The 13423-nt window shown below is 37.8% G+C and carries 9 protein-coding genes; 5 read left to right on the top strand and 4 right to left on the bottom strand.

What is annotated here, in order from left to right:
- Window positions 1–82: 82 nt before the first annotated feature.
- Complete coding sequence (hisC, locus tag CY0110_RS01415; protein WP_035798070.1) at window positions 83–1129, top strand: histidinol-phosphate transaminase; 1047 nt, start codon at window positions 83–85, stop codon at window positions 1127–1129.
- Window positions 1119–1940 (top strand): inositol monophosphatase family protein, encoded by an 822-nt coding sequence (locus CY0110_RS01410; protein ID WP_008272848.1) that lies wholly within the window; start codon window positions 1119–1121, stop codon window positions 1938–1940. Before hisC ends, CY0110_RS01410 begins: the two co-directional genes overlap by 11 nt.
- A 405-nt stretch (window positions 1941–2345) precedes the next feature.
- On the opposite strand, the gene CY0110_RS01405 is transcribed toward CY0110_RS01410, so the two are convergent.
- The gene (locus CY0110_RS01405; protein WP_008272843.1) at window positions 2346–2834 is read right to left on the bottom strand and encodes a DUF29 domain-containing protein; all 489 of its coding nucleotides are present in this window, start codon (window positions 2832–2834) and stop codon (window positions 2346–2348) included.
- 274 nt (window positions 2835–3108) lie between these two features.
- Here CY0110_RS01405 and smc point away from each other — a divergent pair, with 274 nt between their 5' ends.
- Both smc and CY0110_RS01395 read left to right on the top strand, forming a co-directional pair.
- Window positions 3109–6774, top strand: coding sequence for a chromosome segregation protein SMC (gene smc, locus CY0110_RS01400; protein WP_035798066.1), 3666 nt, complete (start codon window positions 3109–3111; stop codon window positions 6772–6774).
- A gap of 516 nt (window positions 6775–7290) precedes the next feature.
- Entirely contained in the window at window positions 7291–8580 is a 1290-nt protein-coding gene (locus tag CY0110_RS01395; RefSeq protein ID WP_035798064.1) for a glycosyltransferase 61 family protein, read from the top strand.
- Between the two features lie 2 nt (window positions 8581–8582).
- On the opposite strand, the gene CY0110_RS01390 is transcribed toward CY0110_RS01395, so the two are convergent.
- Window positions 8583–8777 carry a hypothetical protein gene (locus CY0110_RS01390; protein WP_035798062.1) on the bottom strand — a complete coding sequence of 65 codons (195 nt, stop codon included), beginning with the start codon at window positions 8775–8777 and terminating at the stop codon, window positions 8583–8585.
- 63 nt (window positions 8778–8840) lie between these two features.
- Here CY0110_RS01390 and CY0110_RS01385 point away from each other — a divergent pair, with 63 nt between their 5' ends.
- On the top strand, window positions 8841–9989 hold the full coding sequence (locus tag CY0110_RS01385) for a helix-turn-helix domain-containing protein (RefSeq protein ID WP_008272825.1): 1149 nt from the start codon (window positions 8841–8843) through the stop codon (window positions 9987–9989).
- Between the two features lie 79 nt (window positions 9990–10068).
- Here the strand turns inward: CY0110_RS01385 and CY0110_RS01380 are convergent, their stop codons facing one another.
- Window positions 10069–10401, bottom strand: coding sequence for an MgPME-cyclase complex family protein (locus CY0110_RS01380; RefSeq protein WP_008272822.1), 333 nt, complete (start codon window positions 10399–10401; stop codon window positions 10069–10071).
- A 272-nt stretch (window positions 10402–10673) separates the two neighbouring features.
- The gene (locus tag CY0110_RS01375; protein ID WP_008272796.1) at window positions 10674–13370 is read right to left on the bottom strand and encodes an ATP-binding protein; all 2697 of its coding nucleotides are present in this window, start codon (window positions 13368–13370) and stop codon (window positions 10674–10676) included.
- Window positions 13371–13423 lie beyond the last annotated feature (53 nt).

The following is a 13423-nucleotide window of genomic DNA, read 5'->3' as shown; positions in this document are numbered from 1 at the left end:
TATTAAACCTGATGTTAGAAGTTTTAAACTCTTAATGACAAAAAACTTCTGACTTCTAACTTCTAACTTCTAACTTCTTAATATGTTACCCATTAGAAACTGTGTTCAACAAACCCCTGGTTATGTCCCTGGAGAACAACCCCAAACTACGGATTATATTAAATTAAATACTAACGAAAATCCCTATGCTCCTCCTGATGAAGTTTTTGATAATTTAGAAGAAGAATTAAAGAAAGTTCGGTTATACCCTGATCCCATTTCTACAAAACTCCGTAAAGCAGCCGGCGAAGTATTTGGATTTCCTCCTGAGCAAATTTTAGCCGGCAATGGGTCAGATGATATCTTAAATATTGCTCTAAGAACCTTTGTTAACCCTGGGGAAACTGTCGCTTTTTTAGATCCCACTTACTCCTTATACGAAACCATTGCTAAGGTACATGGAGCAACCATTAAAACCATTTCAACTGATAAAAATTTTGAGTTAGATAGTCCTTTAGTTTGTCCTGAAGCGAAACTAATTTTTGTAGCTTCTCCTAACCCTCCTTTAGGTAAACATTTAAACCGTCAATATCTTAAAGAAACTTGTGAGCAAGCAACAGGTATCGTCTTAATTGACGAAGCTTATGTAGACTTTTCGGATGAAGATCATTGGGAGTTTATAAAACAATATGATAATGTTATTGTTTCCCGTACTATGTCAAAAAGCTATAGTTTAGCAGGAATGCGGGTGGGTTTTGCTATTAGTTCCGTAGAAATCATTGGACAAATGAATAAAGTTAGAGACTCTTATAATTTAGATAGAGTTGCTCAGACATTGGGAGCTAATTGTTTTCAATTTAAAGACTATTTTAAAGGTGTTTGGCAGCAAGTCAGGAATACCCGAACTCGTTTAATTAATTCTCTGAGAAAACTAGATTTTTTTGTTTTTGACTCTGATGCAAATTTTGTCCTTGCTTCTCCTCAATGGATGGAAGCATCACAACTCTATACTAAGTTAAAAGAACGAAAAGTATTAGTGAGATATTTTAAACAGCCTCGCATTAGTAACTATGTCAGAATTACGGTAGGAACTGATGCAGAAATTGATCGCTTATTAGAAGTAATTGAACAGTTAAAAAATGAAGCATGAAACCTTAGAATTAAGAGTAAAATTAGCGAACAAGTTAGCTGACGTATCTGGGAACATCATTAAACAATATTTTCGTCAAAGTAATCTGGAGTCAGAGACGAAAATAACAGAAGTTTCTTCTATCGTTACCATTGCTGATCGCTTAGCAGAAAACGTTATGGTGGATCTGATAAAAAAAGAATGTCCTGATGATGGAATTATCAGAGAAGAAGGGGAGAATATAAATTCAAATAGTGGTTATGCTTGGGTACTTGATCCCATTGATGGGACTTCTTCTTTTGTCAAAGGTTTACCCATTTTTGGCACATTGATTGGTTTAGTTGACCTAAACAAGAACTTACCCTTATTAGGGTGTGTCAATCAACCCATCTTACAAGAAAAATGGTTAGGAATAAGAGGGAAACCTAGTATTTTTAATGATAAAACTATCAATAATCCTTACAAAAATAATGATAATTATCCCTTATCAGAAGCGTGTCTAACTTCCACCACTCCCCTGATGTTTATTACTCCTCGCCAACAAGCGATCGCTTCTCGTTTACAAACGGTGTGTCGTCGGACTGCTTTTGGGGGAGATTGTTACAATTATGTATCCTTAGCAATGGGGTGGTCTGCTATGCCTATTATTGTTTTAGAATCAGACTTAAAATACTATGATTTTTGTGCCTTAATTCCTATCATAGAAGGGGTTGGCGGAATCATTACAGACTGGACAGGAAATGCTCTTAATAGCCATTCTACGGAAGTTTTGGCCGCTTCTAACCTAAACTTACATCAACAAGCTTTAGAGGTTATTTTGAGTCAAGGGTAATATTATATTCAAAAAGTTAACTTAAACTTCTTAAATCTCAATTGAAGACATTTTTTGAATTATGTGTTACATTTATATTACAAAGCAGTGTAGCTCAGGAGGTAGAGCATCCCCCAACGTTGAAGGGGAAGGATACCCCGCCAGTCCAATGAGGAGTAACGGGGAGCCATGTATCAATATTGCAGATGCACCGAGTTTGACAGGAAAGTTGAACCAGGGAAGCGCGTTGAGGAGATATATGGATAACTCGCGGGTTCGAGTCCCGTCACTGCTATTGTTTAAGTATATTGTGGGTTAGGAACAGAGCTTAAAAAAGAGGAGCGATCGCAACTCAATCTCAGATAAACAAATGTAACTTTTTCTGAATGCCCATAGCCCATAATAGTTTTACTTTAGATAGAAAATTCACAATTTTGAATCAATGTTAAGTAAGGGTGGATACCAATCATCGTCTAATATTTGTTCAATTGTGAATGGATATTTTAAGGGTAAATTTAAAGATAAATTAGCATTTTCAGCTTTTAAGTTTACCTGTTTCAAAGCTTTATTATAATTTTTGTCAAGATTATTTTCAAAATGCTGATAATAGTTTCTAGAATCTAAAAAATCAGATAAATCGTTCCTGAAATTATTGATCTCAATTTTCCAACCAGAGAGATAAAAATCTCGATTAACAGTCCAATAAGCATATAATAATAAATGAATTAATAATTGACGAGTCAGACTGTTAATTGCTCGCTTATCACTAGCTCCCAATGACTCTATTTCCTCTTGTAAGTTCACCCAGTCTAAAGCAGTAACATCTTTATTTTTGAGTGCGATTACTTGTTGATCAATCCATTCTCCGAAGTCTAATTTATATAACGTTTTATTTTCTTTTTCTACACTTCTCATAAAAATATTTTCTTGCTAAACAGTATGTTGAGCTAGTTTGAAATCTACTTTTTTATTCAAGGTATAATAGACTAAATTTATTTTATCATATCAAAAGCTCTGGTGTTGGAAGGAGATTGTAATCGCGGTTCAAGTCGAGTGATCGCAACTTAGCGTTATATCAATCAATGTTAGCTCTTTTGAAACTTTTGTACGCATAAAAGAGTCGTAACTTGTTAAACTAGATAGATCAGGTATGATCATAGCCTGCAATTAGATTATCCCTACCGCGCCTATGGTTCATGTTAAGCGCATCGAATTATCTCATTTTAAATCGTTTGGTGGCACCACTGCCATTCCTTTTTTGCCTGGGTTTACTGTCGTATCAGGCCCCAATGGATCGGGTAAATCTAATATACTCGATGCTTTGTTATTTTGCTTGGGGTTAGCTACATCTAAGGGAATGCGGGCCGAACGATTACCAGATTTAATTAATCATAATCATAGCAATAATCGCAAGACTCAAGAGGCTTATGTTTCTGTTACTTTTGATGTGTCTGATTTAACTGATTTAGAAGAATTTAGTCGAGATAATCCTCCTGTTACTAAAATAGCATTAACTGAAGAGAATAATAATAATGGTAATGGGAATCATACTGAAGAAATAAGCAAAGAAAATGGTTTAATTACTAGCAGTGAATGGACAGTCACTCGACGTTTAAGAGTGACAAAAGGGGGTAGTTATTCATCGACTTATTATATTAATGATGAACCTTGTAATGTCAGTCAACTTCATGAACAATTAAATCGTTTGAGAATTTATCCTGAAGGCTATAATGTGGTTTTACAAGGGGATGTTACTCGCATTATTAGTATGAATGGGAAAGAAAGAAGAAATATTATTGATGAATTAGCTGGTGTAGCAGAATTTGATCGGAAAATAGAGAAAACAAAAGAAACCCTAGAAGAAGTTAGGGAAAGAGAAGAACGCTGTCAGATTATTGAAACCGAGTTAAAACGGTCTTTAGAACGGTTAGCTGCGGATAAGATAAAAGCAGAAAAATATAAAAAATTAAAACAACAAATTCAAGAAAAACAAGGATGGGAAACCGTCTTAAGTTGGAAATTCTTACAGCAAAAAATATCTCGTTTACAAACTCAAATTACTACAGGAGAACAGGAAGAACAAAAATTAAATCAAGGAATTAATGAACTCACTGAAAAGATAAGAGAAAATACTACTAAACTGGAAGACTTAAACCGTCAGGTAAAAGCATTAGGAGAAGATGAGCAGTTAACCGTTGCATCTCAGTTAGCAACTCAAAAAGCGCAACGCAACCAAAAACAACAAAAACAACAAGAATTAGATAATCTTATTCAACAAACTGAACAAGAAATAAGAGAAACTGAAACAATTATTACCCAACAAAAACAGACTTTATCCCAACTGACTCAAGATAATAATAGTCTGCAACAAGAGACATTACCCCTTTTAAAAGAACAAAGAAATCGCACCTATCAAACCCTAGAAATGGTCAGAAAACAAGCAGCAGCAGTTGCAGAAGCGTCTGATACTTGGGTACAAGAACAAGCAAAATTAAGCCGTCAAATTTCTACGTTACAAGATACATTAAACCCTCAATTAACCCAACAAGCACAGTTAACAGAACGTTCTCAACAGTTACAAAATAATATTAATGATGAAACACAGCAATTAGAAAGTATTGAGATAGAATTAAACGAACAACAACAAGAATTTAAGGGTTTATCTATTCCCCATGAAGAAAAAATACAACAGCTTGCTCAACAACTATCTACCGCAGAACAAGATAAAAGTATCCTCGAAGAAACCCAAACCCGTTTAGATAAAGAGTACCGAGAAAAACAACGACAGTTAGATCGTTTAGAAGCCTCTCAACAGGCACAACAAGAAGCTCAAGGAACCTACGCAACTCAACTAATTTTAAACTCTGATTTACCTGGGGTTTGTGGTTTAGTGGCACAATTAGGACAAGTTAAACCCAGTTATCAACTAGCCCTAGAAATTGCAGCCGGATCACGTTTGGGTTATGTTGTGGTCGAAGACGATACTATCGCTGCTGCAGGAATTAAGCTCTTAAAACAAGCAAAAGCAGGACGAGCAACCTTTTTACCTTTAACAAAAATAAAGCCCTATCGTGGACAAAACAATAATAGTTTAAACTATGCCCAAGGGTTTGTTGATTTAGCTGTTAATTTAGTGCTTTGTCGCCCTGAACATGAAAAAATATTTTCTTATGTTTTTGGTAATACTGTTGTTTTTGAAACCTTAAATGATGCCAGACATCACTTAGGAAAACAGCGCATTGTTACCCTGGACGGGGACTTGTTAGAAACCAGTGGAGCCATGACAGGAGGAAGTCGCCCTAAACGTTCTTCCATTCGTTTTGGAACCTTAGTCCAAGGAGAATCCCATGAAATTAAATCCTTAAAACAAAGATTAGCTGATTTAGAAGAGTTACTATCTCGTAACCAGGAAAAACTACAGCGAAAATCTGAGCAAATTAAACAACTATCTAATGAGTTAACCGAAGCAAGACAAAGCGGAAGAGAACAACACTTAAAACGGGAACAGTTAGAAAAAGAAATTCAACGATTACAAGGACAACAAGAAAAGTTAAGCTTGCAGGTATCTCGTCATAAACAAGAAGCAGAAACCTTAGATAGTCAATTAAAAATTATTGCTGCTGAAATTCCCCCATTAACCGCAGACTTACAACAAAAACAAGAAAGACTAAGAAAACTAGAAGAATCTCACACCCACAGCGAATGGCAAGAAATTCAAACCTTAATTAAAAGTCAAGAAAAGCAACTACAAGAAAGGGAAAATGAACTGCGTCAAGGGGAAAATAAACGAGAAGAAATTAACCGTCAATTATCTTCTTTAGAGGAAAAAATTAAAGAAAATCAAGATAAAAATAAAGCACAAAACACTAATATTGTCAACTTAAATAATGAAAAAATTAATATTAAACAGCAACTAGAAACCATCAATGATAAAATTAGTAACTTAGAAAAACTATTAGAAGACTTAACCCAAAAATTAGGGGAAACCAAAAAAGAACGCGATCGCATTGAAGAACAGTTGAAAACAGTACAAAAAAATCATCAACAAAAAATATGGAACTTAGAGAAATTGCAAACCACACAACAAGAAAGAAAAGAGAATCTAATTAGTTTAAAAGAAGAACAAGAAAGCCAACAAAATGAATTACCTGACCCCTTACCAGAAGTTCCGTTACTGTCAGAAATAGATGAAACGACCACAGACTTAACCCCTCATATTGAACAACTGCAAAAAGACATTCGTAACGGACAAAAACGCTTAGAAGCGATGGAACCCGTGAATATGTTAGCCTTAGAAGAACATCAAAAAACTGAAGAAAGATTAAACGAACTCACGGAAAAATTAACCACCATTCAAGGAGAAAGAACCGAACTATTATTAAGGATAGAAAACTTTACTACCTTAAGATTTAGGTCGTTTAAAGAATCCTTCGACGCAGTTAATGAGAACTTTAAAAACATATTTGAGACCCTTTCCCAAGGAGATGGATACTTACAATTAGAAAATGAAGAAGACCCCTTTCAAGGGGGATTAAATCTCGTCGCACACCCCAAAGGAAAGCCCGTACAACGGTTAAGTTCTATGTCAGGGGGAGAAAAATCATTAACCGCGTTAAGCTTTATATTTGCCCTACAAAGATATCGTCCTTCTCCTTTTTACGCCTTTGATGAAGTGGATATGTTTTTAGATGGGGCAAATGTCGAAAGACTCTCAAAAATGATTCAACAACAAGCACAACAAGCACAGTTTATTGTCGTTAGTTTACGTCGTCCTATGATTGAAGCATCCCAAAGAACTATCGGCGTAACTCAAGCGAGGGGAGCTTATACTCAGGTTTTGGGTATTAAATTATGATAGGATAAGGCGATCTCCAGAAAGACACCAGTGAGATAAACTTAATAATTACGATAAGGTAATCAATTCTGAATAAGTTACCATCAAAATCAAAAACTCTTGCATGAGTGCCTCTTGTCTCTTGCCTCCCTAAACTAGCTAGTTTTAGCGAAGGTGCAACATATGAGTTATACCAAATCCGCTTGAGATACCCCCTTTTAAAATTAATAGCTTAAAGCGTTAAAACCCTTCTGTCTTCTGCCTCTTCTAGAAGATAAGATAGGTTTGAGAACCGAATGTGGTATTAGGACACTTGTTAACGCTGAAACCATTATCTAATCAACGATTGCCCATTGCCCATTCCCTATTCCCCAGTGCGTAGCACTATAGCATTGTGGGATTCCTCATCAGTATCAAGGAAAAATGCAATTGGCTCTTGATAATTTCAATAAAGCAATAGAGTTAAATATTAAGTTTACCTCATGAGTCCCCAAAATGCTATAATTAGCCTAATATAAATTATTTTAATTATATGATATGAAAAAAAAAATTTTTTGGAGTTTGCATAAACTTAAATTATATCCACAAGTTTTATCAGTTAAAGAAACACTTAATCAATCAGGTTATGTATCTTATAAAAAACGATTAGGACATATTTTAACTTTTAATAATGTTCCAATTATTCCATATAGTGAATTGTTAGATGCACATCAAAACGGTCTATTTCATAAGGGAGGACCAATTTGGCCTGATTGGTCTAAACAAATGGAAGCTCGCCAATGTAATAATGGTATTCCAGTTGATAACATTCCGTCTTTTCCTTCTTATAAAATAGATTCTTTTATAGAAGAACCTTTAGTATGGTGTGGACCTATTGTAGACCATTTTGGTCATCAAATTGCAGACTTTAGTACACGTCTTTTGCATAGTAAACATATTCTACCAAAAGCAAAATTTGTTTTTTCTGCAAAAAATCCTTATTATTTTGATTTTTTTAATACGCCTTCTTTTTTTCGTGAAATTTTAAATTGGTATAATATATCTCCTAATCAAGTCAAAATTATTAGTCAGCCTTGTATTGCTAAAGAACTTTCTGTTGCTCCCCAATCAGAACAACTTAATAACCTTGGTCCATCACAAGAATATCTTGATTTACTTGACTGTCTTGTTGAGAAACAGCTAATCAAGAAACCAAAACAAGGAACTATTTACATTTCACGAGCAGGTATGAATATTCGGTTTGCAGGAGAAGTATATTTAGAACAATTATTGAGAAAAATTAATGTTAAAATTATTCGTCCGGAAACAATGAATCTTAAAACTCAGTTATCCGAATATGAATCATCAGAACGTTTAATTTTTTCAGAAGGTTCAGCTATTCATGGAATACAGTTATTAGGACGTTGTATTAATGAAGTTCAAGTTCTTAATCGTAGACCTAAAGCAAAGATAGCAAAAAACTTTATTGATGTTCGTGCTGATAATTTGACATATTTTGATATTACCAAAGGAATTCTTTACAAAGTTAATGATAAAAATAACATAATATACAACCGTGGCCTTTCTATACTTGATGAAGATGCACTTTTAGATTATTTTTCCTTAGTCTTTCCTTCATTAATATCTATTTGGAACTATGAAGATTACTTAGAGGCTCGTGACCACGACATAATGGACTGGATTCATAAAGAGATGGAAATGAGAGTTAGCAATAGAAAGTTCTCATCAAGTTCATTAAGTTTATTTCAATCAGAACTTATTGAAACAATGGGTAAACTAGGTCTTAATCAATTCATACCTATAGTTGAAAAATTTAGTACCCACTAATCCTAAGTGTTACTTTCATATCTATATTTGTCCATTAAAGATACTATAGTAATTCCCTGTAGTGTCCCATAAGTAGTGAAAGTTAAATCTTCTCCTAAATTTCCTACAAAGTTGCTACACACATCTACCACACTATCCCCTACTGCCTCAAATTCTGTTAAATTGTAAGCGTAGCAAATGTTACCATTTCCTAACATGGAATCTACTTTCCATAATTATGCGTCACTCTTTTTAAAATCCTATTAACCATAAAAATCCCAATGAGTAAATATAGTTCCACACAAGCTGAACAAATTAGAAAAATTGCCACTTATCTTAAGGAACAACGAGTTAAACAAGGATTAAGTATTGAACAAATAGCATCAATGACTTTTATCCGTTTACCTATGCTAAAAGCCTTAGAAAAGACTGATATTGAACAGTTACCTGAATTAATTTATGTACAGGGGTTTATTCGTCGCTACGGGGAAGCTTTAGGTATTGATGGATATAGCTTATCCCATCAAATTAATGCGTCTGAGGCAGAAAAACCGACTATTTCTCCTAACTTAGTCGCTTCTCCTCCTCAAGAATCTCACGTAGGTCAAGAGGTTCCTGCTACCCTGGTTAATGAAGATAATAATAAATCCGTTGCCGTTAAATCTAAGCCCCGAACCTTAGTTCATCCTTCGGAAGATATCCCCGAACGTTCTGAGGTTTCCTTGCTCAAACAACTAAAATTATACTGGATTTACTTGGTAGTTTTAGGAGGAGCCATTGTAGGATTATTTTACCTCTTTTCTCGTCCTCCAGCTACCGAACAAACGGCACAAACTCAAGAGACTGGAACCGTTACTGAGTCAACTGAACCAGAAGCAACTATTACAATCAGCCCCACTACAACTGAACCAACGGAACCCAAAGAAACCATTGAACCTAGTTCTACTGTAACCGAATCGACTGCAACTGCCCCACCAACTCAACCACAAGAACCGACTCAAACCTCGGAAAATTCTGATTCTATTGCCCAACCAGAAACCATTATATCTTCTGAAGAACCCTCCCCTATTTTGGAGTCTCCCCAAGAAACCCCAGAAGCAACTACCAGTCCATCTGAAGTGACTGAAACAAGCGCACCAACTCCCACAGAAACTGTTGAGGATACAATCAGTCAACCTGCTACAGAAAAAGTCATTACGGCAGCATTACAACTAGAAGGAGACTCCTGGTTACAAGTTAGTGTCGATGGTAAAGTCGAATATGAGGGAATTTTAAAAGAAGGAGAGCAACAAAGCTGGGATGCTCAAGAAACCTTAACCATTCGTGCTGGAAATGCAGGAGCGGTTAAATTATCCGTTAATGATAAACCAGCAGAAGTTATTGGAGAGTTAGGTGAGGTGAAAACCGTTGAAGTGACCCCCGATAGTTAATCTTAGGGGCGAACGGTGGTTCGCCCTTTTATTTGTCGAAAAAATAAACTTTTTAGGTCTTTTTTTCTGACATTTATTGTTAGGATGAAACCGCTTCTAAAGAGGCAATGGGATCGGGAATACTAGAAGAAGGGGCTTCAAATTCTCCTTTAACAACGTATTCTAAACGTAATTTCAACCAGGTGATAAATTCAGAATTCTTAGAAATAATAGCAGCACAAGGTTGAGGACATTTTGCTTTAATTTCAGCAAATTCTGGAGCTTCAATAAATGCTGGTTGTTTAACTAACCAAAAATCAATTTCTTTGTTTTGTTCTTGGTAGTTTCTGACTCTTTCTCTCAACACTTCATCCAGGGGTTCTTCTTCTAAAAGAAAGCGTTGACTAGCTAAAACGTAATGGTAGGTGGTCATTGCTGAATAATTAATTGCTATTTACCCAATTACTATTATTCAACCCAAGGGGACATTATAGGTCAGGGTTTATTAATAATTCATATTCCCTGTTTAAATGCACAACGGCTTAACGTGAGTTAGGAGTTCTGAGTTTGTTAACCAGAGAATCGGGGTTTGGGACTTCTTTATGGGATAAGTTTTCCAACAATTACCTTCTGTCGAACTCAGGTTGGCTTAGGGTAACGCAATTAACGAGGCTTCTGCCTCCTGCCTTTCCACTCCTGCCTCCTTCAAGCTCTGCGTAGCCTTCGGCTCCCTTCTTGCAATGCTTTGATGAGGACATCGTGATCGACAGGTTTGACAAAATGAGCGGCAAAACCAGACTCGCGAGCGGTTTGAAAGGCTTTTTCATCACCCCAACCCGACTGGGAAAAGAATACCGTATTTTTCCCTTCTGGCAAGGATCTAAGGTGCTGGCATAGCTCATAACCATTGATGTCAGGTAGACCAATATCCAGCAGAGCAATATTCGGCTGAAACTCTCGAAAAACTGCGATCGCCTCCGTTCCATTGCTGGCAGTTCGGATTTCGTATCCCAAGGATTCGAGCAGAAGCTCAAACATCAGCACGTTGTCTTCATTATCGTCGACAATCAACAGTTTCGTACCCGTTTCCTGAGCATCGCTGGATGTTGGTACGTCCCCTGCCGATTCCTTATCGAGAGAAGCGGCCAAGGGTAGTAGCACCTCAAAAGCACTGCCTTGATCAGCACCGACACTTTTGGCAAAGATTTCACCATCATGGAGATTGACCAAGCGTTTCACCAAAGGTAGACCAATCCCTAAACCGCCTTTCGAGCGATTAGCAAAGGCATCCATCTGGGTAAACATCGTAAAGATCAGGTCAATCTGTTCCGGGGGAATGCCGATCCCGTTGTCCACCACGCGGAAGCAAACTGCATCCTCTTGCTGATGTACTGCTACTTGAATCTCACCCCCTGGATCGGTATATTTGGCTGCATTGTTCAACAAATTAGTCAGTATCTGGGTGAGTCGCATTTCGTCCCCGTACACCCACAGGGGATCTTCGGGCAGATCAAGGCTCAGAGTATGGCGTTTGTCGTCTATGAGTTCGGCACAAACTTCTACCGCATTCTGTACCACTGCTTGGGCGGTCAACTGCTCTTTCTCTAGGCGAATCTTCCCCCGCGTAATCCGAGAAATATCCATCAGATCCTCAATCATTTGAGTCATGTGGTTGACCTGCCGTTTCATGGTGTTAACCACTTTGGTCTGTTGGGCGGGTAATGGGCCTTTTTCTAGGAGAGAAAGCCCAGTGGCGAGTGGCGAGAGGGGATTTCTTAGCTCATGGGCGAGGGTGGCTAAAAACTCATTTTTGTAGCGATCATTCTCCTCTAACTCCGATAAATTGTTACTCATTTGCTCTTGGGTATCTAGGGCATGAGCCATAAAGACGCGGTTAAACCGCCCGGCCATGTCCACATCATTTTGATCCCAGTCCTTGCTTTTACCCGTAATCACCTGCTCGTGTATTTTAAAAGAGGTTCTAGGGGTAAGCCGTTCTCGTTTTGACCCTACCGCCGATTTTTCTTGCGGAACCCCTGCCCACTTCATCTTTTCTTGGCGTTCGGTGCGAAACCAGGCGGTAAAGTAGTTCTTCTGCTCGAACAGGGGCAGCAGCAAGACCCCTTTAATACCGTTTAATGCTGCCTCATCGCTAATTTCGTCGGTAATTTTAGCTGAGTAAAAGGGTTCGCCTTCTTGTTGATTCATTAGCCGAATTAGCTCAGGGAGGATCTGTGCTTCTGGGATAGTGCCGAGAGTAATATTCTGGGGTTTGGAAAAGAACATAAACCCATCGGCATCCATTAGGTCTAAGACTTCGGCTTCGTTTTCTTGAAACACCTTCACCGCCGAATTATCTAGAGAAGTTTTTTCGAGCATCTGGTTGATAGCTCTCTCTAGGTTTTGTTGCTTTTCAAAGTAAATTTCTTCTTCTTTGGCATAGAGATGCCAGCTAAACAGTTGGCAGAGACTTTCACATTCTAAGCGAACGTTTTGCTCAATGTAGCGAGGTTCTCGGCTATGACACGAGATCATGCCCCAAAGCTGGTTATGGGTTACCAAGGAAAACGACATCGATGCTTTTAACCCCTGGTTTCTCACATATTGTTGATGGATAGGGGACAAACTCCGCAGAATCGAATGGGTTAAGTCGAGGGGTTCGCGATCGCTGTCTTCTACTGTGGGAATCAGTCGGGCTGAAGGTAAGTCTACATCGGGAACCAATCGTACCCAGTTAATTTTGTAGAGCTCCCGCGCTTGCTGGGGAATGTCTGAAGCTGGATAATACAAGTCTAGATAAGAATCTAAGTCATCGTGTTTGGTTTCGGCAATCACTTTACCCGTGCCATCCTCATTGAAGCGGTACAGCACCACCCGCTCCATCTCAGAAATATAGCGAATCGTCTCGACGATTTCTCGTGCCATCGTCTCCAAACTCTTGAAGGTTTTGAACTTGGGCGCGACATTCATCGAATAGAGTTTGATGTAATGTTTTGCCGAATAAGTCTGCCGAAATTTGGTCGCTGGTTCGATTTCCAGCACCTGATATGAGCCAGAGCTATAAAGCACGGCATAAAAATCTTGCGGATTACCTGCTATTAGCACCTCATTTCTAAATACGACTTGCAGTGGCAGCCGAGTCTGGCGGGTGCGGGCGCGCTCATAGGTTTCTTGAATGAATTGCCAGTCTTCTTCGTCCATATCCAGCAGCTCAAAGAAGTTTTTGCCCAAGATGTCTTCATGCTGTTGCAGCAGAGTTGAGATATTATCGCTGACAATTTTTACTTCACCGCTTTGTTCCTCAAGGGCAAACAGATAGCCATATCCTTGAATCAATTCCGGAATGTGAATGGGTTCGTCTTCACAGCGGTCAAAGTTAAGTTGATCTAAATCGAGTTTCATTGATACTTGTTTATCGGAAAATTGTTGTTAAAACCTCCCCTTTTTAGGAGGAC

Origin of the sequence: Crocosphaera chwakensis CCY0110 (genome assembly GCF_000169335.1) — a bacterium.
Classification (GTDB): Bacteria; Cyanobacteriota; Cyanobacteriia; order Cyanobacteriales; family Microcystaceae; genus Crocosphaera; species Crocosphaera chwakensis.
The sequence above is the reverse complement of the archived record's forward strand: the minus strand, read 5'-3'. Positions and strand labels throughout refer to the sequence as shown.

What these genes read in the sequence shown, in the direction of transcription:
- hisC (WP_035798070.1), top strand. Translation starts at nt 83, where the DNA reads ATGTTACCCATTAGAAACTGTGTTCAACAAACCCCTGGTTATGTCCCT.
- CY0110_RS01410 (WP_008272848.1), top strand. Translation starts at nt 1,119, where the DNA reads ATGAAGCATGAAACCTTAGAATTAAGAGTAAAATTAGCGAACAAGTTA.
- CY0110_RS01405 (WP_008272843.1), bottom strand. Translation starts at nt 2,834, where the DNA reads ATGAGAAGTGTAGAAAAAGAAAATAAAACGTTATATAAATTAGACTTC.
- smc (WP_035798066.1), top strand. Translation starts at nt 3,109, where the DNA reads ATGGTTCATGTTAAGCGCATCGAATTATCTCATTTTAAATCGTTTGGT.
- CY0110_RS01395 (WP_035798064.1), top strand. Translation starts at nt 7,291, where the DNA reads ATGAAAAAAAAAATTTTTTGGAGTTTGCATAAACTTAAATTATATCCA.
- CY0110_RS01390 (WP_035798062.1), bottom strand. Translation starts at nt 8,777, where the DNA reads ATGTTAGGAAATGGTAACATTTGCTACGCTTACAATTTAACAGAATTT.
- CY0110_RS01385 (WP_008272825.1), top strand. Translation starts at nt 8,841, where the DNA reads ATGAGTAAATATAGTTCCACACAAGCTGAACAAATTAGAAAAATTGCC.
- CY0110_RS01380 (WP_008272822.1), bottom strand. Translation starts at nt 10,401, where the DNA reads ATGACCACCTACCATTACGTTTTAGCTAGTCAACGCTTTCTTTTAGAA.
- CY0110_RS01375 (WP_008272796.1), bottom strand. Translation starts at nt 13,370, where the DNA reads ATGAAACTCGATTTAGATCAACTTAACTTTGACCGCTGTGAAGACGAA.